The organism is Oleiphilus sp. HI0086 (assembly GCF_001635225.1).
The window spans coordinates 1-24,619 of sequence record NZ_LWFZ01000674.1 but is presented as its reverse complement, the minus strand read 5'-3'; the positions used below and the strand labels follow the sequence as shown (position 1 = coordinate 24,619).

15 protein-coding genes are annotated in these 24,619 nt (G+C 44.3%); 8 read left to right on the top strand and 7 right to left on the bottom strand.

The window, feature by feature from the left end; genetic code table 11:
* Positions 1-47 precede the first annotated feature (47 nt).
* From epmB to A3756_RS10020, 3 genes are all read left to right on the top strand, one after another.
* On the top strand, positions 48-1,076 hold the full coding sequence (gene epmB, locus A3756_RS10030) for an EF-P beta-lysylation protein EpmB (RefSeq protein WP_068507605.1): 1,029 nt from the start codon (positions 48-50) through the stop codon (positions 1,074-1,076).
* Between the two features lie 208 nt (positions 1,077-1,284).
* Positions 1,285-3,096, top strand: a complete 1,812-nt coding sequence (locus tag A3756_RS10025; RefSeq protein ID WP_068509967.1) for a hypothetical protein — start codon at positions 1,285-1,287, stop codon at positions 3,094-3,096.
* A 110-nt stretch (positions 3,097-3,206) separates the two neighbouring features.
* Entirely contained in the window at positions 3,207-5,303 is a 2,097-nt protein-coding gene (locus tag A3756_RS10020) for an EAL domain-containing protein (RefSeq protein ID WP_068509966.1), read from the top strand.
* 9 nt (positions 5,304-5,312) lie between these two features.
* Here A3756_RS10020 and A3756_RS10015 read toward each other — a convergent pair whose 3' ends face one another.
* The 4 genes from A3756_RS10015 to cysM are packed head-to-tail and all read right to left on the bottom strand — an operon-like array spanning position 5,313 to position 10,466.
* Complete coding sequence (locus tag A3756_RS10015) at positions 5,313-5,777, bottom strand: MazG nucleotide pyrophosphohydrolase domain-containing protein (protein ID WP_068509964.1); 465 nt, start codon at positions 5,775-5,777, stop codon at positions 5,313-5,315.
* A 9-nt stretch (positions 5,778-5,786) separates the two neighbouring features.
* Positions 5,787-8,030 carry a GTP diphosphokinase gene (relA, locus tag A3756_RS10010; RefSeq protein WP_068509962.1) on the bottom strand — a complete coding sequence of 748 codons (2,244 nt, stop codon included), beginning with the start codon at positions 8,028-8,030 and terminating at the stop codon, positions 5,787-5,789.
* 26 nt (positions 8,031-8,056) lie between these two features.
* Complete coding sequence (rlmD, locus tag A3756_RS10005) at positions 8,057-9,538, bottom strand: 23S rRNA (uracil(1939)-C(5))-methyltransferase RlmD (RefSeq protein WP_082865187.1); 1,482 nt, start codon at positions 9,536-9,538, stop codon at positions 8,057-8,059.
* 25 nt (positions 9,539-9,563) lie between these two features.
* A complete protein-coding gene (gene cysM / locus A3756_RS10000; protein ID WP_068509959.1) occupies positions 9,564-10,466 on the bottom strand; it encodes a cysteine synthase CysM in 903 nt (300 codons plus the stop codon).
* A gap of 242 nt (positions 10,467-10,708) precedes the next feature.
* Here cysM and A3756_RS09995 point away from each other — a divergent pair, with 242 nt between their 5' ends.
* The 4 genes from A3756_RS09995 to A3756_RS09980 all read left to right on the top strand — a co-directional run bounded on the left by A3756_RS09995 (position 10,709) and on the right by A3756_RS09980 (position 17,770).
* Positions 10,709-13,651 (top strand): hybrid sensor histidine kinase/response regulator, encoded by a 2,943-nt coding sequence (locus tag A3756_RS09995; RefSeq protein ID WP_068509957.1) that lies wholly within the window; start codon positions 10,709-10,711, stop codon positions 13,649-13,651.
* A gap of 219 nt (positions 13,652-13,870) precedes the next feature.
* Entirely contained in the window at positions 13,871-16,303 is a 2,433-nt protein-coding gene (locus A3756_RS09990) for a hypothetical protein (RefSeq protein ID WP_156490395.1), read from the top strand.
* Between the two features lie 18 nt (positions 16,304-16,321).
* Positions 16,322-16,705 carry a YkvA family protein gene (locus A3756_RS09985; protein WP_068507569.1) on the top strand — a complete coding sequence of 128 codons (384 nt, stop codon included), beginning with the start codon at positions 16,322-16,324 and terminating at the stop codon, positions 16,703-16,705.
* A gap of 159 nt (positions 16,706-16,864) precedes the next feature.
* Complete coding sequence (locus tag A3756_RS09980) at positions 16,865-17,770, top strand: acyltransferase (RefSeq protein WP_068509953.1); 906 nt, start codon at positions 16,865-16,867, stop codon at positions 17,768-17,770.
* A 147-nt stretch (positions 17,771-17,917) separates the two neighbouring features.
* On the opposite strand, the gene nhaB is transcribed toward A3756_RS09980, so the two are convergent.
* The 3 genes from nhaB to A3756_RS09965 form a co-directional block, all read right to left on the bottom strand.
* Entirely contained in the window at positions 17,918-19,420 is a 1,503-nt protein-coding gene (gene nhaB / locus A3756_RS09975; protein ID WP_068509951.1) for a sodium/proton antiporter NhaB, read from the bottom strand.
* Between the two features lie 233 nt (positions 19,421-19,653).
* Positions 19,654-20,934 carry an Ig-like domain-containing protein gene (locus A3756_RS09970; RefSeq protein WP_068509950.1) on the bottom strand — a complete coding sequence of 427 codons (1,281 nt, stop codon included), beginning with the start codon at positions 20,932-20,934 and terminating at the stop codon, positions 19,654-19,656.
* Between the two features lie 16 nt (positions 20,935-20,950).
* Complete coding sequence (locus A3756_RS09965) at positions 20,951-21,502, bottom strand: outer membrane beta-barrel protein (RefSeq protein WP_068509584.1); 552 nt, start codon at positions 21,500-21,502, stop codon at positions 20,951-20,953.
* Between the two features lie 185 nt (positions 21,503-21,687).
* Between A3756_RS09965 and A3756_RS09960 the strand changes: the two genes are divergently transcribed.
* Positions 21,688-24,405, top strand: a complete 2,718-nt coding sequence (locus tag A3756_RS09960; protein ID WP_068553428.1) for a methyl-accepting chemotaxis protein — start codon at positions 21,688-21,690, stop codon at positions 24,403-24,405.
* Positions 24,406-24,619: the final 214 nt, after the last annotated feature.

Sequence of the window (24,619 nt, the reverse complement as noted above, 5' to 3'; positions counted from 1 at the left end):
CAAGGGCTGACTCTTTTTTAGGCTCGCAGACCAAAATTAAAGCGCACATGATACATCTATCAACTATTCCTGTCGAAAATAAAGCGCAATACGGTTCATGGCAGTCTCAACTTAGCCAGTGCAAAATAAGTACTGCAGACTTGCTGAACAAGCTAGGTCTGAACGATCATCCTTTAGTAGATGAAGAGGCTGAGCGTTTGTTTGAATTAAGAGTACCACCACGTTACTTGGCAAGTATTCGTTCAAACGACCCGAATGACCCACTTCTTCTACAAGTACTTCCTCAAAATAGAGAGTTCAAGCAAGTCGATGGTTTTAACGATAGCCCTCTGAACGAGGAAGAGTACTCTCCCGTCAAAGGCTTACTGCACAAGTACAATAATCGGGTATTACTCATGAGTAGTACTGTGTGCGCTATTAACTGTCGTTACTGCTTCCGCCGGAATTTTCCTTATGACGCGCATCGCCAATCAAAAAACGAATGGCGAAAGGTCTTCAACTACATTGAAGAACACAAAGAATTAGATGAGGTAATCCTGAGCGGTGGCGAACCCTTAATACACAATAACGACCACCTTGCCTGGCTAATAAACAATATTGCTGATATCAAGCATATCCAACGCATTCGTATTCATTCTCGAATGGTCGTCAGTATCCCGGAAAGAATCGACCAAGAACTATTAAAAATATTTTCTGATTGCAACAAACAACTCATACTCGTCACACACTGCAATCACCCTAACGAGTTAGATAGTCAACTCAGACCCTGCTTCACTGCTCTCAAACAGGCTGGCGTCACCTTATTGAACCAGGCAGTCTTGCTAAAAGACGTCAATAATCATGCAGAGACACTAACAAAGCTTAGTCTAGCGCTCTTTGACCTGGGCATTCTCCCTTACTACCTATTTATGTATGACCGTGTTTCAGGCGCAGCGCATTTCGAGGTCTCTGAGCGCGAAGCATTTAAGCTCTATAAGCAACTTCTTGGCGCTCTGCCTGGTTATCTCGTTCCTCGCCTCAGTCAGGAAATCCCGGGGCAAAACTCTAAGAGCCTGGCAACATTTAGTTGGCCATAAATAATGTGCTACTGAGAACTAAATCGAGCCTGTAACGCGATTTAACAATTCAAGCCACACTTTTTCCCCCTCATTCAAGACAATACCATAATCCCTGCTATGCTAGTTATAAGCGTATTATGGCTACGGTTTCGCATAATTTTCTGACTAGATGCTGACCCGTACAAGCAAAATAAGTAGCCTCTTACTACAAATTTAGGAATCATGAATGCACGGCCAAGATATAGAATTAAATTTATCCACCCCCGAGCAAACTTTAATCAGTTTTTCTTTTGCTGAACATACTCCAGCAGCAATTAAAGCTTGGGTGAAGGATTTGCCGATGGCTAATGTGGGAGAGCTCTCACGCCAGTTATACCAGGCAATAATCGAGTTTAATAAGCTGACTCTTCCTCCTCTAACACGAATGCAAATTCTGGAACTATTGAGGCCGCCAATAGACTATGTATGTAAGGAGCTGTCTAAACACTTCCTTAATCAGTCAGTTGTACTAAGTGAAAAACAGCAAAAAATTGCTAACCTGACTCAAGCTATCCAAATACATCTCGCAACCTCGTATAAGATAATTCTTATCGATAGCGTGCCTAACATTAATAGCGAAAAAGTCAGGAAAAACTTTACTTGTGCTGCTCATAGGATGATGTCCGAGTATGGGCAAGTCCTGCTCCGATCTAATCAGCTTTATATTCACACTCCCAGAGATATCTGGGTCGAAATGCATCAGGTTTTCTACTTTGCTGAACAACACAATTTACTGAAATATACCGTTGCAGACGATCAAAGAAGAGACGGACGAGAAACTCGAATAGATCAAGTCTATAAACAGAATCTCTTACTAAGCTGCTGTCGCCCTAACCAGCTACGTCAAAACGATATACAGATTGCTTATTACGCTTTCGAATTGTGGTCAGACCTAGTTGACATCGGTGCCGATCAAATCGATGAATCAGTCTTTGTAATCAATATCGAGCAAGATCTACCACCTCGATACAAAAGCTTACTTAAAAGTACCAGTGCCAGCCATTATGGCTTTAACACGACCGAACTAGTGAGCAGACTAAATGAACACCTTAACACTGAAGTAGAGCAGGCAAAGTCAAAGAAGCGTATTGAAAAAGAGCCGATCATAGCACTGCCTAAGCATATTTCCGACGTCGTTTTGGATCATTTACATCATTCATTCGGTGTATTAACCAAGCGCAGCTTTAAACGGGTAGAAGATGAGGGTGCCCTAAACCTATGTGTTGGTTTAAGTGCAAGCCACTATTACACCTCGGGAAAAGTCGAGTTCCACACACAAATGCTTCAACATGCATCCGGTTCAACCTCAGGTGATGACAATATTTTCCTAAGTGCCACCAATCAGTCTCAGGATGGTTGGGGTGACAGCTATGATGCCGGTAGTCATTCGGCGACTACGCCCTCCGACGCGCCCATTTCCTATGACCGAGCAATCGATGACAAGCTCGACAGCGCTTACCCGAAGTACACAGTTCCTTTAGTCAATACAAGCCCTGGTGGCTATTGTCTGCAATGGGAAGGTGAAGTACCAAGCAATATTCAAGCGGGTGAAATAATTTCCTTGCGTGAAAATGCTCAGCAAGCATGGAGCATCGCGGTTATTCGCTGGATCAGACATATCAAGCAGCAAGGTACCCAGGTAGGGATCGAACTATTAGCGCCTAGCGCTAAGCCATGTGGTGTCCAATTGCTTCAGAAGACGGGAGACCCTAGCGAGTACCTAAGAGGACTCCTGTTACCAGAACTGAGTGCCATAGGTCAGCCTACGACACTTATTACACCCAGGCTTCCCTTCATGTCCGGTCATAAGGTATCGATTCGAGCCAATGGCGCCGAAGGAAAATGTAATTTAGAAACACGTGTATCAGCGACCGGTAGCTTTAGTCAATTTGAACTGTCAGAAAACAAACAAATGAAAGAGCTGACTGAAAATCGGGTTCCTGATATTGAGGTAGGCGACAACGATGATGACTTCGACTCATTGTGGCCGACACTATAAATAGAGAACTGAAAACGAAAATAGAGCACACCATAAGCGCTCTATATTAATAACTTGCCTGGTTTAACAGGTATATATTTTTTGAACATTAAGAGCAGTATCCCAAGTCAATGAGCAAAATAAACGACACAATTTATCTACTTATTCTCGACCCATCAGAGAACGACGCAGAAAAGCTAATCAGCCTGTTGCGCAATGCCGGCATACCTACCCGGGCAAAGCGTATCGAGTCTGAAGAAGAGTTCGTCGATGCGCTTGAAGAGCAGTCTTGGGATCTATTTGTTGCCCGCGAAAAAGAAGCTGACTTTGATATAAACCAAGCCCTAGTGCATATACGCCAAAAAGACCGCGATTTGCCCTTTATCGTCTTAAGTGATGCTTATGACGATGAGCAGCTGGTTAAGCACATGAAAGCCGGCGCAAAAGATGTCGTACCTTTCGAAAATGATAAACACATAGTCGTCGTACTGCGACGAGAGTTAGAGAGTCGAGCCGATCGTAAAAAGTTGCGTTTAATGGAAGCAAAAATTCGCGATGCAGAGCACCGCTGTGAATTGTTACTCGATAGCTCAAAAGATGCCATTGCTTATATCAGTGATGGTATGCACATCTATGCCAACAGCTCCTATATGCAGTTCCTTGGCTACGATGATATCGATGAAATGATCTGCATTCCTGTGCTTGATACCTTTAATTCAGAATCACAAAGCAGCTTCAAAGAGCTATCTAAGCCTTTTTCAGATAACCCGCAAGCCGAAAAGACCGAAGCAACAACCTGCATATCCATTCGTGAAGATGGTACTGAAATTAGCGCAACCATGAGCCTTTCCGCTGCAACTTACGACGGCGAAGACTGCCTACAAATTATTATCCGTCCAGAGCATGACAATGAAGAACTTGCGGAAAAGATAAAAGAACTCAGCCAACAGGATCTGCTAACAGGTTTATATAACCGCCAATACTTTATGGAACAACTGCACGATGCAAAAGAATGTGCGGTAAATAATAGTACGCATGCAGGCGTACTTTACCTGGCCATCGATAACTTTCAGAAGATAAAAACCAATTTTGGCATGGCTGATGCCGACCTGGTACTACGCGACCTGGCTCATGTTATTGATAGCAACCGAAAGAGCGACCATCACCTGGCTCGATTAAGCGACGATGTTTTTGGCCTAATATGCCCGGCACAAAATGGAGATGATGCCGTTGAAGTCGCCCAAGCTTATGGTCAGGCTGTTGAAGATCACTTATTTGAGGTCGATGGAAAAACAATTCAGATAACACTTAGTACTGGTGTCACTTTGATAACTGAGAATGCCCCCGCCATCAATGATATTCTAGGTAGAGCTCAAACGGCGTCTCAAGAACTCGCTTCTCAGGACAACGCTGAAGAGATAAATGGAGTCAAACTGTACACGATTCAAACTGATAAGCCTTTAGATGACCATGACATGGCAATGGAGCTGATTCAGGATGCAATCGACAATGACAAATTCAAGCTGCTCTTCCAACCGATTATCAGCTTGAGAGGCGAAGGGGATGAGAACTACGAAGCCTTTATTCGCATGCTGAATGAAGAGGGCGAGGAAATTTCACCCTATGACTTCCTGCCACCAAGCGGCCCAAGTAATATGGCCAGCAAAATCGACAAATGGGTTATCTTACAAACAATTAAACACTTAAGTGAACATAGATCAAAAGGTCATGACACCAAACTCTTTATTAACCTGACCAGCGAGACGCTACAAGATCAAACCTTCACCTCATGGCTGAATGTAGCGCTGAAAGCCGCTCGCCTACCTGGCGACTCTTTAATTTTCCAGATATCGGAAAACAACGCTATCACTTACATGAAACAAGCAAAAGAGTTTGCCAAAGGTATCAGCACCCTACACTGTAAAATGTCGATCAATCAGTTCGGCCATGCCTTAAAACCTTTCAACCTTCTGAAACACTTAAGCCCAGAATACATCAAGCTTGAAGGTTCCTTTACTCAAGATATGCAAAAGGGTGAAGATTCAAAAGAACAGGCTAAAGAAATGATTCAGACCTTACAGTCCATGGGTAAACTCACTATCGTGCCGCTGGTAGAGAGTGCAGCCCTGCTATCAACTTTGTGGCAAGCGGGCGTCAACTATATTCAGGGTTACTACCTGCAAGCACCCTCTACAGAAATGAACTACGACTTTAGCGAAGAAAACTAATTGGAAAGCTTATTTCTCTTTCAGTTTGGCCAACTCCCAGAGCTGGTCTAGTTGAGTTAAGGGCACCTCGCTCACAGAAGTGCCCTGATTGCCCAATTGCTCCTCGATAAATTGAAAGCGCGAAGTAAACTTATCATTGGTAAGCTGAAGCGCATCTTGAGGAAGTACACCTAGAAAGCGCGATAGATTCAAGCAGCTGAAAAGCAAGTCACCAAACTCAGCTCGAATTTCAGGCCTTTTAAAAAGGTCTTCAGCCGTGCTTGTCTTACACTGCGCTTTCGCTTTTATGACTTCCTGCTTAAGCTCGTCCAGTTCTTCAGCTATTTTATCAAAAACTGGCTCTATTTCAGGCCAATCAAAGCCGTGCTTAGCTGCGCGCGCTTGAATATCCAAAGCCTGGTTCAGTACTCCATCTTTATTGGAAGCACCTTCTAGAATACTATCCTGAGCCTTTTTAACTTTCTCTGAAGACACCAAAGCTCCTTAGTTACGTTTTCTGCGAGCATCAATAATATTGGGTAATTGCTTGATCTTGGCTAGGGCTTGCCCAAGACTCGCCAAGCTCGACACATCCATTGCAATGGTAATGGTCGCAATATTTTCTTGTGGGTCAGAGTATGAATTCACGCCCGTTACATTGACCTTCTCGTTAGCTAGTACAATCGTTATATCCCGAAGCAGGCCTTCTCGGTCATAGGCTTGAATCTCAATACCCACACCATAGGCTGCATCGGCTTCATAGCCCCAGGAAACTTCTATAATACGATTTGGCTCCAAGTCTTCAAGCTGGAGCAAATTCATACAATCCTGTCGGTGTATCGAGACGCCTCGTCCAACTGTTATATAACCCGTAATTGGGTCTCCTGGCACAGGCTGGCAACACTTCGCCATAGTTGTTAGTAAGCGCCCAACGCCCTTGATCTTGATATCATCTCGCCCAGCACTATTCGCCGCTTTCTGCTGTGGTGCACCAAGACGAAGATCCAATTGCTGTTCTTTAGGCTGCAGAATTTTCTGAGCAACATTCGCTATATGCGTTGGCTTCACGTCTCCTGCACCAATCGCCGCAAATAGGTCATCCACCTTATTGAACTGAGTTTGTTCCACAAGTTCCGAGTAATGGATATCGCCAATAGACAAGCGCTTAAGCTCATCCTCCAGAAGTATTCGGCCATCAGTGATATTCTGAGATCGATTCTGTTGCTTAAACCAATGAACCAGCTTGGCTCGTGAGCGCGAGGTCTGAATATAGCCTAAACTCGGATTTAACCAGTCACGGCTCGGCGAAGCCTGGTTAGAGGTTAGAATATGAATCTGCTCGCCAGTTCGAAGCGGGTAAGTTAACGGCACGATACGACCATTTACTTTAGCACCACGACAAGCATGGCCCACCTCAGTATGAACACGGTAAGCAAAATCTACCGGCGTTGCGCCATTTGGCAAATCAACAACATGGCCATCAGGTGTAAATACGTAAATACGGTCTTCACCAACGTCTGAGCTTAGCTGGTTTGCAATTTCCGAGGCATCACCCACCTCCTCTTGCCATTCCAGTACTTGTCTAAGCCAGTTGATCTTTTCCTCATACCCTGAAGATCGACTTTTAACATCGGTACCTTTATAGCGCCAGTGAGCACAAACTCCCAGTTCGGCTTCCTCGTGCATTTCCCTCGTACGGATCTGCACTTCCATGACCTTTCCTTCTGGCCCAATGACAGCTGTGTGCAAAGAGCGATAGCCATTTTCTTTCGGGTTAGCAATATAGTCATCAAATTCGTAAGGAATATGCTTCCACAAGGAATGCACAACACCTAGTACCGAATAACAGTCTTGTACACTGGGCACCAGAATTCTAAAAGCTCGAATATCGTAAATTTCAGAAAAATCTAGATTCTTACGGCGCATTTTTCGCCAGATGCTATAGATGTGTTTACTTCGGCCAGCGACTTCGCCGCGGATGTGGGCATTCTCTAATTCAAGCTCAAGTTTTTCAGTCATTCTTTTTACAAAAGAATCCCGGTCAACTCGGCGCTCATCCAGCAATTTCGCTATCTTTTTATAGGCTGAAGTGTGTAAGTAGCGAAAAGACAGGTCTTCGAGCTCCCACTTGATATAGCCTATACCTAAGCGATGTGCCAAAGGCGCATAAATATCAAAGACTTCTCGTGCAACACGCTGACGTTTTTCGGAGTTCGCGTCTTTAACCGCTCGAATTGCGCAAGTTCGCTCTGCCAACTTGATGAGTACGACGCGCACATCATCAATCATGGTCACAAGCATTTTCCGGACGTTATCAATCTGCCCTTGAGTCTGACCTAAAACCATACCTTTAAATGGACGATGTGTTGCAGAGATCGCTGCCATTCGCGCAACACCTTCGATCAACTTGGCAGTTTCTCCGCCAAATTTTTTCGATACTTGCTCCAGCGGCAATTTACCTTCGCGGACAGCTCGATAAAGTATTGCTGCAATGATAGCTGTCTGATCCAATTCCAACTCGATCAGAATCTGAGCCATCTCCAAACCAATTACAAAACTATTGTGCTCTTTTGCCCAGACTCGATCTTCCTGGACCGATTTCTGCTCGATTTCAAGGCTAGTTTCACAGGCCTGGCGTACTGTCTCGATATTACCCAACTCGGTAATTGAACTGATTTTATCAAGCCATTGATCAATGGCGGCTTCGCCATCGAAATCCTCAATGTAATCTTCGCGAACCTTAACCATAAAACTACCTGTTTATTATTCTTAGCCTACTTACTATCGAAAACAGCTATCGACTCTAAATGCTCAGTATGGGGAAACATATCCAAAACCCCTGCCTGCATCAGACGATACCCTTGCTGCACCAAGATCCCCGCGTCACGCGCTAATGTAGCCGGGTTGCATGATATATAAACTATTCGTTTTGCCCCAAACTGCCTAATATTGCTCACGATATCCAAAGCACCTGCTCTAGGCGGGTCGATCAAAATCTTATCATAAACTCCCTTCGTCCAAGCTTGAGCCGAGAAGTCACTGTATAGGTTACTTTCATAAAAAGTGACATTTTCGATATCATTAGCTTGTGCATTAAACAAGCCTCTTTCCACCATATCCTGACTGCCTTCAACCCCAACAACTTCCTTAGCGCACTTTGCCATTGCCAAAGTAAAATTACCCAGTCCTGAAAACAGATCCAGAGCACGCTCATCAGATTTAAGTTCAAGTAGCTGCAGCGCGAGTAGAACCATCTTCTGATTCACACCAAGGTTGATTTGCGTAAAATCTTTTGGGTGGAATTGTAAGGCTAAATTTTGCTTCAATACCCGCAAATTATAGGACAAGTTAGCTTGGCCTTCTTCTCGGCACTCATTTTCCGGCCACAACTGCTGAATACTGGAAATGTCCCCTGCTTGCAGAAACACCGTCCACTTCTGCTCCTTCGCAAGGTTTCTAAGCATTTCCAAGTCACTCTGCTCAAGAGGCTTCACATGCCGAATCAACACGCCTATTCCCTCACGACTCAAGGACAGTTCCAGGTGGCCAAGTGCTTTATGCACCGAGATTGAAGCAACAAGTTCTTTAAGTACGGGTAAGGCACTTGAAAGCTCACTAGCCATAATTGGGCAAGAATCTATATCTAATGTCTCTTTGGAGGCTTTTTTACGAAAGCCAATTCGAAGCCCTTCTCCTTTTCGGCCATAGTCGACACTGAGCCGGACACGCGAACGATAACCCCACGGCTCACTCTCGACAAGCGGCAACCATTGTTGCGGAGCCAAATCCCCAAAGTGCTTAAGCTGGTCAGCCAATACAGTTTGTTTATGCGCCAGTTGAGCTTTATGCCCCATATGTTGGAGGCTGCAGCCACCACAAGTTCCATAATATGAGCATACAGCTTCAACACGTTGATCTGAAGCTTGCATCACTTTCACCGCAGCCAGCTCATCATATTTAGCACGATGAGCCAAGACCTCAGCCAAAACAGTCTCACCGGGCAAGGCATAATGCACAAATTGCGTTTTGCCTTTATTTTTGGCGATACCTCGCCCCTCATGACTGAGAGACAGAATTTGACACTGAAGCAAGCCACTATCAGAGCTATCAACATCGTTGGCGAGGTTCTTGGACTCCAGGCTCACTTTCACCCGAGCTTCCTGCTTCGAATCTTTAAGTTCACGCTCAAGTGATTTTTTTTGCTTTTTAGACTGCTCACGCAGCTTAGTTCTATGCTTAGAAAAAATATTTGCCATAGTTACACGCTACCGAGCCACCTGCTCACGAAAAAACACCTGTTGAAAGGTAACGATCTCCACGGTCACAGATAATGGCGACGATCACCGCATTTTCAAGCTTGGCTGACAAGCGCAAAGCTGCAGCCACGGCTCCGCCTGAGGACACACCGCAAAAAATACCTTCCTGTGCGGCAAGGGCCTTCATTGTTCTTTCCGCTTCATCTTGCCCCATCTCGACCACTTCATCGACTCGTGAGCGATCAAAAATACTCGGCAGATACTCTTCAGGCCAGCGACGAATACCGGGAATTGCCGCATTTTCTGCAGGTTGCAAACCCACTATCTTGATATCTGGGTTCTTTTCTTTCAGAAACCTGGAGTTTCCCATAATGGTACCTGTCGTTCCCATGGCACTGACAAAGTGAGTAATTTTTCCATGAGTTTGCTCCCAGATTTCAGGCCCCGTCCCGCAATAATGAGCCAAGGGGTTGTCATCGTTCGCGAACTGGTCGAGGACAATGCCCTTGCCTTCGGCCGCCATTGACTGCGCCAGGTCACGAGCGCCCTCCATACCTTCTTCTTTGCTAACATAGAGCATTTGTGCACCGTAAGCTTCCATTGAGGCCTTCCGTTCCATGCTAGCGTTGTCTGGCATAATCAGGATCATCTTGTAGCCCTTGATTGCCGCAGCCATCGCTAAAGCAATCCCCGTATTGCCACTCGTTGCTTCGATTAAGGTATCACCGGGCTTTATCTGCCCTTTTTCCTCTGCCCTCTGAATCATACTTAAAGCAGGCCTATCCTTCACCGAACCTGCAGGGTTATTACCCTCAAGTTTGACTAGCAGGATATTAGTTGTCTGACCAGGTAAACGCTGTAACCTGACGAGGGGGGTATTTCCAACATAGTCTTCAATCGTAGGAAATTCGTTTTTTGCATCACTCATTGGGAGTAAAATTCCTGTTCAATATTCTGTTTACAGAGTATGTATTAATTCAATGCGCCCAGTCTAGAATGCCTAATTCACAGACAAGACAATAAAACGACACTAGATCAAATTAGCACCGTTTAATCATACTAATTTCTGTAAAGCTTGCTATGGCAGTCCATCGTACAATTGTCCATAATACATAGTTCATGATATACCACACGGCCTGACAAAGCCTTATATTATATAAGTTTAAATCCATGAAACCTATCAAGCTCAAGTCTCGCATCGCACTGATTGCCTCCTTGCCTCTAGTATTAATATTTCTTGGCTTAGGCCTAGTATTAGCCGACCACAGGCTAAATGTCGTTGAAAAACAGTTTTTCCAACAGCTAAGTCTATTAACCCAGACCAGCGCCAGCATCACAGCTCAACACTTGCGAAACAAAGCCACGCAAAAAGATGATGAAAAGCAATCAGAACTAAACGATCTGAATAAATACTTTGACACGCTACTTGCTTCCCCCCTTATCGAATCGATTACGCTACTCAATTCAAATCATAAGGTCTTAAAACACCGAGGCACTCAGCTATCCGCACGACTTAACCCAACAACCTTTCCCACAGTCAGCCCAAAAATTATCGAGACAGGCAATGAAAACATTTTCGTCATACCGCTGAATACTGAAAAGCGCTCAGCCACTCTTTCATCTTTGACTCAAAGTAGACTAAAAAAACAAGTTGGCCCAAGCACCTATCAACAGGAACAGAGTAAGGCATGGTTATTAATCAACACCAACCGGGGCTCCATGAACCAAGAAATCGGCAACACAGTCATGAAGGCTATCTGGTTAATGTTAGTCGGCGCAATCCTTTGCTATTTCTCTGTGCGTTTTTTGATTAAACAAATAATAGCGCCAATTAAAGAAATTGGGCTGCATTTAGGTAAGCTGGCTGACGGCAATTCCGACATACACATTCAAACTGTTTTCCCTAGCGAACTTAACCAGCTGGCTCACAGCGCTAATCAGTTAGGTGAGCGCTTGAGCCAAACTCAATCTGACATGACGCAAGAAATTGAACAAACTACAGAAGACTTGCGAGAAACTCTCGAAACAATTGAAATTCAGAACGTAGAGCTCGATATAGCGAGGAAGCAGGCTGTTTTGGCAAACCGAACCAAGTCAGAATTTTTAGCCAATATGAGTCATGAAATTAGAACACCACTGAACGGCATTATTGGTTTCACCAACCTCTTACTTAAAAGCAACCTGAACAAACGACAAATAGACCACCTTAGTACAATCAAAAAGTCTTCAGAAATTCTGCTACTAATCATAAATGATATTCTCGACTTCTCAAAAATAGAAGCCGGTAAGCTATTGCTAGAAAAGGGTACCATTGAATTTCGGGAGCTTATCGATGACGTGGTTGCTATGCTTGCACCGACGGCTCACGCCAAGAATCTGGAGTTGGTTCACCTACATTACCAAGACGTCCCCAGGGCCATTATTGGCGATCCTCTGCGCATCAAACAAGTTGTCACCAACCTGGTCAATAATGCAATCAAGTTTACCCAGGCTGGTGAAGTCTTAGTCAGGGTGATGTTAGCCGATGACGAAAATGACCTCAGCCGCGAGTCTGTCAAAGTGTCAGTGACCGATACAGGCGTTGGTTTGTCTCGCGCCCAACAACACTCGATTTTTAACGCCTTTTCCCAAGCTGACGCCACAACTGCGAGAAACTTTGGCGGCACAGGTTTAGGGCTCGCGATATCCAAGAACCTAATTGAGCAAATGGATGGTGAAATTGGCTTTGAGAGTGAGCTTGGCAAAGGCTCTACATTCTGGTTTACCTTACCCATAGAAAAACCAGGCAACGAGCTTGAACAGCTCCCAACCCAAGAGCAGCTAAGAGGCAGCCATATAATATGCTACGAACCCAAAGGGTCCGCCAGACTTGCAATAGAGCATATGTTCAACTCCTGGGGTGTAGACTACCAGTTTGCCGAAAGCAAATTACAACTGATAACCCTGGCAAAAGTTGCTGAGACCCAGAAAGATCATCGCCGACTAACCTTGGTGAGTCTGGATAAAAGCCAGTTAGGCGTCCCTGAATACACCTCGATCATGCAAACCCTTCAATCACTAGGTCAACGAGTTTTGCTCATTACGCCGACCCTAGAAGACTACGATACCGAAGCCATTCAAAGCGCCAGCGCACACTTGGTGAAGCCGCTCACCCGACAGCGTTTTTACAATGAGCTATGCGAACTAAGCATGGAAAACTACACTAAAAAAAGCATCTTGAAAAAGCTCACAACCCCTATTTCAACGCCTATTAAAAAAGATAGACAACCAATTCTTGTCGTGGATGATAATGATATCAACTTATCGTTAGTGGTCTCAATTCTGGAAAGCATGGGGATACAAGCAGAGTCCGCTAATGACGGCTTTGAAGCAATCAGCAAATGTCAGGAGACCTCGTACAAGCTTATTTTTATGGATATTCAGATGCCAGGAATGGATGGTGTTGAAGCGATGAAGCGCATCCGGCAGATTAATCAGCAGTATAAAACAGCAACGATCATTGCACTGACTGCCTACGCCCTTCCCGAAGAACAACAAACCTTTCTCAACCAGGGTTTTCAAACACTTATCACCAAACCAATTGATGAAGAAAAGCTCAGTAAAACAATCACAGAATATCTTCCCGAGCTAGCCAGTGACCTAGGTCAGAAGCAAGCTACTACGTCTATGCCTGCATCGCCCAAAGACAATAGCCCAGTTCACTTACCGGAAACAAATAATACCACCCCAGACCCTCGTCAATCTCAGGCTATTCATTCATCACACACGCCAATTAAAATCATCGATATAGAAGAAGGCGTGAGTTTGTGTAACGGTAACCAAGATCTTGCGGAAACTTTCTTAAAAAAGTTTTTGGAAAGCTTACCAGGTGAAAAAGAACGAATTGAGCAGCTATTCCAAAACAATCAGCTCGAACTACTTGAAGAGTCTGTCCACAAATTACATGGCGCCTGCCATTATTGTGGCGTTCCAAAGTTAAGAAAAACAGTAAAAGATACCGAACATGCTTTAAAAACTTACGAGCGACAGTTGGATACATACATAAATGAGCTTCTCGAAGACATTCAGCGAGTTCTTGATACGGCTAATGAATTGAAGCTAATCCCCTCTTGAGTCACCAGCTAAGCGCTATGCGGATCACACTCTGAAACATAGGCGCTTTTTTAAAAGCCTCGAATTAGATATATTAACTCGGTTAACTCAACCCGAAAGGATTATTAACTTTGGATGCGAGCTATGATCAAGCTCCGAATGTGTAAGTGCATCCAAGTTCAACGATATGGAATACGTTAGAGCTACTAACGTAATTTGCTAAAAAGGTTAATGCAGCTTATGTCCTCACGTCGCTCTCCGCTCCCCAAAACCATTTCGATTATGGTTTTCCTATTTTTGCTAGGCACCCTACAAGCATGCGGACTCCCCGAAGAACAAGGTGGCACTGATGGTAGTTCCAGCGATTTAGATTCTGATAGCGATACCGCACGAGACCCAGATTTAACCCTCGGAAAAACTCTGATAATCAACGCAGAACGACTAGACGGTTCAACAGACCTAAGCCTAGGTCAAATATCCTTAGTTTCACTAAATGCCGACTTCAACGAAACCTCTGACGGCAACCTCCCCACCTGGGACGTAACGAGACTTGAGGACTCCAGCAACATCCAAATGTTTATCGAGTCCGATTACATTGAACAAATTAACCACGTAATAAAAATCCGCTATAGTGACGATGAAATTTATTACGCAGCCATCCCTTACATCCCAATCGCGGTTAATTCTACTGCACAAGTTACCACTAATATTTTTACTCATTACCTACTCAAAAAGGTATTTGATCAAATTCCCGACTCTAGCGCTTTGTTAACTCACCAACCTTGTCTTACCGATAACCCTGTGATTGGCTGTGATAACCAACCTAGAGCTAAGCAAGACTACTTATCAATGATAAATAATGCTGTTGGCGAGTTTAACTTCGAACTTTCCAACAACAATAATATTTCACAGGCAATAGAAACCTTGGAACAACAAGACGAAATTCGTCACTATGTGGAAGCTGCTGCGACAGAGTTAACCAGAGCAACGAGCCCTTTCGCAAAAGGTACAATGCGCGAAGTGACTGGCCTGGGTTTCGATGAAAATGGCGACGTTTTCTCTACACCTCCACCTTTGCCAAAAACTTATAACAGTGCATTTCTTGCCCTCTCTTTAAGCGATATCAACGCAACTAATAGGAGCGTAGAATCCATTGGCTTTGCTGCATCCAATTCAACCATCGTCGAAAACAGGGAGCTAGCCAATGAACTGCCCGCTTACCCCAAATATCAAAGCACCACCTATTTAACGGACTTACGCCGCGAGTCAGCGCTATTTATCGATATCCCTTATGAACGCACAAGCCTAACCGTGAGAGATATTAACGACAGCGATATTGACCGATCTGAGCCAATCAACGCTTATGCTTCAGCCTCTACGCCCGACTCTTTCTTAAGTAGGGAAGGCAACATATTGGAAGCACGTACATTAAGCCCATCTCAACCGGGTGATGTGACTGATACAAAAGATGTCGCGTGGCAATACGAACCTATTTTCGCCAAGCTCTACCAAGTAAACGAATATGAACCAGACTCGGTTTACTCACCTGTCGAGGAAGAGGAAGATATTGATTATGGAAACGAACCAACTTGGCTAACTGGTGGCAACTTTAGCAAAGCCGCGAACTACATTGTCAAAAATCCAAATACTGAAGATGAAGAATTAGGAGACCAGATCGAAGATATCAATCTTTTTTCATGGGAAGTACACGCTCAGCAAACACCTAGCACTTTTTCCACCAGCTTACTTAATGGCAAAAGCTACGGAGTAATATCCTTCTCTCAGAAGCTCAATGATACAGATAAAATAATAGAAATCTTTGGCGAAACAATGATTTGGAATGCATCTGGTAGTTTTTTCAGCCTGGAGCAGCCTATTAATAACCCCCACTATAGAAGCCATACCCTAGCTCGTCTCGCCAACAACAACTCACAGTCATTGACAACGCAAAGAGGAATTATTGAGGACTCACGCAGATTCTTTAGTGAACTGAGCGAAGTATCAGACCCAAGCAGCGAGACAGGCATTTCAGAGGTAAATAGAGGTATATTGAAGCTCGATGGTGGTCTCGAAGCACCTATTGGTCACGCGACAGAAAGCGGAAGTCATTTTGCGTTTTCCTTCAACACCTCTGATACAACTGTGACTACTGATCGTGGGACAGGAATTATTCTCGGCGTTGAGCTAGAGGAAGTAAGCAGCCCAATCTTTCCCGATACCGACGATGTAATACAGTTTACCTATCATATACAAGGTAATAGCATGACTATTTTGGACGAAACAAACAGTCTACAAAATCTGAACGGATCAACTCTGCATATTACCGATAGACTAAATGCAGGTTCAAGCAATGACTGTCATGCCACACTGCAATTATCGAGAATCTACGTTACTCATACCCTGACCAGCAACCCAGAGACGAACTCCCTCAGCTCTCCGAATCAAGACTCTCAAGCGTCGGTAGAAAGTGACACTTGCCGTGTTACCTTTAACGAGATTGAAATTAGCTTTGCTGATGTGTTGGGGCAAGCTTTAACATTAAAGGGATTTATATCAAAATCTGACGACAGCGCGACTCCAGGGAATCTCCTAACTTTATTATGGCTACAGGAAAACAGCATTGGTTTAGTACTTGCTGGCAAAGATCAGATATTAAAACCAGGCTTCGAATAAAGCCTGGTCGAGAGTAAAATGAAAGACGATATAAACGAAAAAAAGCTAACTAGTAAAATCAAATCTGCCTTCAGCTCCCTTTCTCAGGAAGCTATTACTCACGCACTAATTTTGTATTACACCCTACGCGAACCAAACACTCCAGCATGGGTAAAAACGGTTATTCTCGGAACGCTCGGCTACTTCATTAGCCTTATTGACGGGATTCCTGACTTAACCCCCGTTCTTGGCTACACCGATGACATATCTGTAATGGCTGCGGCAATCGCCACGCTGTCTCGATACATCACACCTGAAATCAAAGCGAAAGCTAAACATAAAACTGATGCTTTCTTTCCAGCTAAAAAAACTGATCAAAAGAAGACTTCAACTGAAGCGCCACCCGATAAACCAGAACAGTAAGCATGAGCACTATCCTCCCACCTATTGCCACCACCTTATTTGCACTATACAGCCAGATTAAATAGATAATGCAGCACCATATTTACATGCGTACGCTGTAATCTTGTACTTGTAGGTGTCTCTCGATAAAATTTTACTAAAATACTATGAGGGGTATATATGCTCAGCTTTCTTCCTGGCCCAGTTAAAGGGGCTATTATTCTGATTTTAGTTATTCTGAACACTTTGCTCTGGATGCCTATTTTAGTCGTTGGCGCTCTGCTTAAGATCATCATTCCCATCAATATCGTCAAAAAAATTGTGACTAAAACCCTTATTGCCTGTGCAACAAACTGGGTTTCTATGAACAACTTTTTTATGGCAATGTTTCTGAAGGTTGAGTGGGATTTTACCAGTGTTGAAGGGCTAACAAAAAATGATTGGTACTTTGTAAATTGTAATCATCAATCTTGGTCAGATATTCCAATCACTCAAAAAATCTTGAACCGCAAAATCCCTATGCTTAAGTTCTTCCTTAAAAAAGAACTTATCTGGGTACCGATTATTGGCATCTGCTGGTGGGCTTTGGACTTCCCTTTCATGAAGCGCTCCACTCCAGCACAAATAAAGAAAGATCCATCACTTGCCGGTAAAGATCTGGAAACCACACAAAAGGCTTGTGAGAAGTTTAAAACAACGCCAGTATCAGTATTTAACTTCCTCGAAGGTACTCGTTTCACACCGGAAAAGCATGCGCGCCAAGAGTCCCCATTCACAAACCTGCTAAAGCCTAAAGCGGGTGGAGCAGCTTTTGTTCTAGGCAGTATGGGCTCTCAAATGAATACCATGCTGGATCTTACAATTGTTTACCACGATAAAGATATCGGACCGTGGGATCTCTTCTGTGGTCGTATTTCGAAAGTAACCGTCCATATTAACAAAATAGAAATACCTAAAGAGTTCTTAGGTAAAGACTATAGTAGCGACCCTGAGTTTAAAGCAGCTTTTCAAGCTTGGTTAAATACACTTTGGGAAAATAAAGATCAGCTAATTACGGATATTAAAACACGTAATAATATCAACTAACGGTAGGAATAAATCCGAACTCATATCAGCCCGAAACAATCATCTTGCTTCGGGCTTTTTTGTGCCTCTTAGCCTGACCGGCAGCCCGGCATTTAAAGCATCCATAATTAAGCCCGGACAGGCCGGGCTATATCAAGCATTCATAGCCTAGAGTGTGAGATAAACACCTAGATAGCCAACAACACCTAATACCACAGTATATGGCAAGGCCATAACCACCATCTTGCCATATGATAAACGCACCAATGGCGCTATCGCAGAGGTCAACAAGAACAAGAAGGCCGCCTGACCATTTGGCGTTGCAACACTAGGTAGGTTTGTTCCGGTATTAATCGCTATGGCAAGCTTTTCAAAATGCTCGCGACTAATAGAACCGGCATCAAAGGCACTCTTCACTTCATCGATATAAACAGTCGCAACAAAGACATTATCACTAATCATCGACAGTACTCCATTCGCAATGAAGAACATGCCAGGCTGGGCACTTTCATCAAGCGACAGAACATAGTTAATCACACCCGAAAATAAGTGCAGCTCATGAATTACACCGACAATCGTGAAAAAGACAACGAGTAAAGCTGTAAACGGTAATGCCTCTTCAAACGCTTTACCAATTTGATGCTCTTCATTGATCCCAGTAAAGACAGTTGCAAGAATAATGACTGTTAAACCAATTAGCCCTACCGCAGCCAAATGCAAAGCTAGTGATACGCATAACAGTACTGCCACTGCACCTTGAGCAATCAACTTAGCTTTAAATTCCGGGGTCATTTTAGCCTTCTCTTCCTGATCAAAGTTTTCTAGAATCTTCCGAACCGAGCCTGGAATCTTAGCCCCGTAGTCAAATTTTTTGGTTTTCTCTAACAGAATACAAGTAAGCAAGCCAAAAAACAGAACCGGCATTGTAATCGGTGCCATTTGCAAGAAAAACTCTACGAAGTCCCAACCCAGTTTTTCAGAAATTAGTAGATTCTGAGGCTCACCCACCTGTGTACAGACACCACCCAAGGCAGTCCCTACAGCACCATGCATCATCAAGCTACGTAAGAATGCTCGAAACTGGGCAAGGGCCTGACGATGATCCTCATGAACGTCATCATCATCTCCATGGTCATGATCAATATGATGAAACTTCTTGCCCGACGCGACTTTGTGGTAGACAGAGTAAAAACCGACACAGACACTGATAATGACTGCGGTAACAGTTAAAGCATCGAGAAAAGCTGACAAAACAGCTGAAGCAACACAAAAGACTAAGGACAATTGCGTCTTCGATCGAATACCAAGAATGATTTTGGTAAATACGAAGAGCAGCATACTCTTCATAAAATAAATCCCCGCCACCATGAAGATCAGCAACAGAATAACCTGCAAGTTATTCTCAAGTTCATGATAAACCGTCTCGGGCGACACCATACCTATCAGCACGGCTTCCAGCGCTAGCAAGCCACCCGGCTGCAATGGATAACACTTTAATGCCATCGCCAAGGTAAAAATGAACTGCACTATCAATAGCCATCCCGCAACATAAGGCGCAAGGGTAAACAAGATAGGATTAAAGACTAAAAATGCAATAATTGCGTTCTTGTACCAACTGGGCGTGTTGCCCAAAAAGTTTTTATAAAAAGCCTGCGATAAACTTCTGGCCATTCTAACTTCCTAAATCTCAGGGCTACAAGATTGGTATTTCATAGGGTGCTGAAATACGTCCTAATACGTAGCGAACTGCAACTCACTGAGTCAATGCGGATAATTAACTACTTGATGTAACAGACATAAAAAAGAGGGGTTTCCGCAATAAACACTGTGTCGTGCTTACTGCGGTAACTTTCAGTGCCCGTTTCCGGGGCGGCGGGGATTGTACGCTAAAAAACTAGCAAGTCCTATTCAACTTTAATGAAAAAATAAATATCTACATTGATATCGTTATCATCATCTTTATAACGAACCTGGTATTCAGACTCCCCCACGGCATCAAAGGTCACTAAGCCCGAACTAGAGATGTCAGCAGCCTCACCTGAAAGCGCAGTTCCGATCACCGACCAACTAGTTTCTTCCTCATCAGCCAGATCAACAATCCCTTCATCCCCTTTAGTATCAACGGTATAGAGTTTTAGCTGCGCCTCGCCGTCTTCCAGATCCAGTTCAATAGTGTCATCATCGTTATAGCTGTCATTCCCATACTTTACACGAAGCGATACCACCTCAACCGCTGCCTCTACATCTACCGCAAGTAAGGCTGACTGCAGCTCTCCTGAGCCTCCGGGGTCACAAGTAGCACTCACATTGCTAGACCCTTCAAGCAGTAGTTCAGCCAAGCCAGTGTCGGTATCAGAGAATGCCAGAATTGTTATATCAGAAGACCCCCATTGGACGTTTTCAGTTATATCAACGGGGTCTGAGCCATAATCACCCAGCGCTGAAAATTGACTACTTTCTTCCGCATAGAGCATTTCATCAGCAGAGCTGACGGAAATACTAGTCAGACCTCCCGCCACGACTGAAACTGTCACCCCTTCACTATCAATATCATCCTGGCTTGCTATGATTTGCGCATCATCAATAGACAAACCAGAGAGGACTCCTTTATCTTCTCTCGAGCCATCAGACAGCGCTACATCACCAACATAAATAACCGAGCTATCACTGACACTCCAGCTTACTTTATCCGAAATGTCTGCCTCATCACCGTCACTATATGTTCCCCTTGCAAGCAGTTGTTGCGAGGATGTTTGACATACTGGAAGGCTCGCAGGTTGATTACTGACGGCTATCGAGACCAAGGGTGCATCGGAAGAGCGCAATGCCTTAGTCGCCGAAAGGTCGGCAAGCCGTGCTATTACATCCGCCGTACCGTTAGATTTACCTGTCGCCACACCATTACTATTCACCGATATAATCGAAGAGTCTGAACTCGACCAGCTTACCGAACTTGTAATATCAATCTGGCTGGCACCGCCATCAACATTTCCCAAGGCTGTGAATGTCTCGGTCTCCCCTTCACGCACGCGATCATTCGAGGAAACAATAGAAATAGAGGTCAAATTCTTAGTGTTGACTTCAACGGCTTGAATATAAGTTTGCTCATTACCCACACCACAAGCTGTTAAGACAAAGCTAACTAAAAGTAAAACAGCCCGTGTCATCTTTTTTACTGAACACATATTAAGTCCTTTTTAACTAGAAACTTTGGCGTAAGCCCAAGCTCACACCATCCAGAGAGAGGTGATCCTCATCATAATAACGAAGGCCCTGAATATTGATAAAGGTCTCACTCGAACCCAAACGAAATTCAGCACCACCACCGTAGACAACGCCATGATACAACTCTCTATCTACGGGGCTGGAGGCGCTGCGGGTCATTTCCAGTTCAGACATGCCATAGCCAAGCAAGATAAACAATTTCCCACCGTTCTCAGCCTCTGGAGACTCGAAACGACCCAATATCCCAACCGAAGATACGAGACTCATATCAATACCAATATCGTCTCCCTCAGTGACACCTTGTGCGGCATAAACTTCAAGCCCTACTTGAGGCTCCAAATATAATCCCGCTCTCAGACCAGCTCCAGAGATATCGAACTCCGCTTCGCCACTTTGTTCATTACCAATAGTATTTATCAGGTAGTGGGCATCCAGCCCGGCATAATATTTAGGTTTATCTTCTGCAAAAGCGATACTGCTTAGAGCAAGTAAACATATACTCCCCCCAATGCATTTCTTTAAATTCATTCTCGTCTTCCCTTATCCATACCTTAAATAATGGTTTCCTAGCTTATCAAACTAGCGAGCAATCTTATCCTAATTTTTCGTTAAGCCAGAACAATAAAAATTTATCTACCACTAAGGTGATATTGTTTTTTTGAACTACATTGATACAGGCCCCAATCCTTATCAACTAATGGACGGTAATAAACATGAACCATCAAGAACAAATACAACCTCAATGGAAGCTAATTATCGGCTTCGCGCTAGCTTTGCTGATCACAGTTGGCTCGCTATTATCTGGTAGTGGGGCTATCGGCATATCCGGTAGTATTATCGCGCTTATCCTGGTGACCGCCATCGCATTCATTAACATCCATAACACACAGAACAATCTGGGCGCCCCAATCTCTCAGGTGAAGCATTTAGTCGATGAAATTTCCATGGGGAACTTTTCGAACGCTTCAGAAAATACTGGTGCGAAGAACAATAGCCTAGCCTCCAAGCTACAGGCTTTAGCTTATAGCCAACAGGAAAAACAAAACGAAATAGAGGCTTCTCAAGCCTCCACTCAGCGGATTATCTCTGCCTTAAACGTCTGCAACACCAATGTCATGATGGCCGATGATGACTACAACATTGTCTATATGAATGACTCCGTAAAGGAAATGATGCAAAGTGCTGAAGCAGACTTAAAAGTGGTACTTCCCAACTTTAATGCTCAAGCACTTATGGGAGAGAGTATTGATGTCTTCCATAAAAATCCGGCTCACCAACGGAGTATGCTAGAAGGCTTGCAAACTCAATATAACGGAAAAATCCAAGTTGGCACTCGAACATTCAGTTTGATAGCCACACCAATCTTTGATGATGAACACCAACGACTCGGCACCGTCGTCGAGTGGGATGATCAAACCGCGCAGCTAGCCAAGGAACAGGCTGAAGCTCAGTTGGCAGCAGACAATACGCGAATCAAACTAGCGCTAGATGTGTGTAGCACCAACGTCATGATGGCCGACGCTGAGTTCAATATCATTTATATGAATGAATCAGTACAAGAAATGATGAAAACTGCGGAAAGCGACTTGAAAGCAGAGCTTTCTCGCTTCGACGCCGATAACCTGATTGGCAACAATATCGACATCTTCCATAAGAATCCAGCGCATCAACGCAGCATGCTTGAGAAGCTCACCAGCACTTACCAAACCAACATTACGGTTGGGCCACGCACATTTAACTTAATCGCGACCCCTATTTTTGCTGAAAACAAAGAACGAATCGGTACTGTCGTTGAATGGAATGACCGAACAGAAGCGCTTGCTCAAGAAACAAAAGCCAAACAACTCGCCGAGGAAAATGCAGGCGTTAGACTGGCTCTCGATGTTTGTAATACCAATGTGATGATGGCCGATGCAAATTACAACATCAATTATATGAACAAAGCAGTACAGAATATGATGCGCGTAGCTGAGGCAGACTTACGCAAAGTGCTGCCAAACTTTGATGCCAATAACCTTGTTGGCAACAACATCGATGTTTTCCACAAAAACCCTGCACACCAACGCAGTATGCTTGAGCGTCTGACCAGTACATATCAAACTGAAATTAAGGTCGGTGTACGTACCTTTGGCCTAACTGCGACACCTATATATGGCGAAGACCAAACTCGCTTGGGTACCGTCGTTGAATGGTCAGATAGAACTGATGAGGTTGCGCTAGAAGGTGAAATTAACAGTTTGATAAATGCCGCCAACGATGGAGACCTTCGACAACGAATTGACCTAACAGGTAAAAGCGGCTTCTTCGAAAACCTCAGTAATGGCTTAAACTCACTAATGGACAAGACATCCGAGTTTGTCAGTGAAGTCGGTGTTATTTTTGAAGCAATGTCTGAAGGTGACCTCACAAAGAGCATCGAAAACAATTACAAGGGCGAGTTACTTGCTATCAAAAACAATGCAAATAACAGCGTTACCAAGCTAAGTGAAGTGCTAACACGCATTCAAATCGCATCAGAAACTGTTCGTACCTCATCACAAGAAGTCGCCGAGGGCTCCGATGACTTAAGTCGACGTACCGAGTCGCAAGCCAGCTCACTGGAAGAAACAGCTTCCAGCATGGAGCAGATAACAGCTACCGTAAAACAAACCTCAGAAAACGCCTCCGAATCAAATGCTATGGCAAGCGATGCGAAGCGTAAAGCGGAACAAGGGGGTGAAGTGGTTCAAGGTGCCGTGGGTGCGATGCGTGAGATCATGGAATCTAGCAACAAAATCAACGACATTATTGGCGTGATCGATGAAATTGCCTTCCAAACCAATCTACTCGCTTTGAATGCTGCGGTTGAAGCAGCAAGAGCCGGTGAGCAAGGGCGTGGTTTTGCCGTCGTAGCGGGAGAGGTTCGAACCTTGTCGCAACGTTCTGCTGCCGCGGCGAAGGAAATCAAAGACTTGATTCGTGACAGTGTAAACAAGGTAGAATCTGGCTCAGCCATGGTTAACCAGTCTGGGCAAATGCTCAATGACATCGTCCAGTCAGTTGATCGCGTTGCCAAGATGATCAATGACGTCAACACTGCAGCAATCGAACAAAATAGCGGTATCAGTCAAATCAATCAGGCCGTTGCGCAAATGGACGAAATGACTCAGCAGAACGCGGCTTTGGTTGAGCAAACCTCTGCTGCAAGCCGTTCAATGTCTGAAGAAGCGAGCAACATGAATCGCCTGATTGCCTTCTTCCGCTTAGATGCTTCGCAGAGCTCGCATAGTTCTTCTCCCTCCTTCGCTTCAGCTCCGTCAACACCTGCAGCAAGTTACAGTGCACCAGAGCCCACAGAAGAACCTGTCATCACCTACCAGGCAAGCAGTGCTGCGCAAGAGGATAACGGTGCAGCTTCGTTTTCAGAAGACGATGAGTGGGAAGACTTCTAAAAACACTTGATATCGCTCATACTCAAAAAAGACCGGTATATTTCCGGTCTTTTTTTTCGACTTTAGTAAACTGGATTTACAATTGTAAATATATAGCAATATGGATATTCAACTGCCACTCGAATTACTTCCCAGCTTTTCTGTCTACACACTACTAATCAGCTTATTGCTCAAACCCGGCAAGCCGCCTAGCCTAGGCCTAAGTTTACCCTTA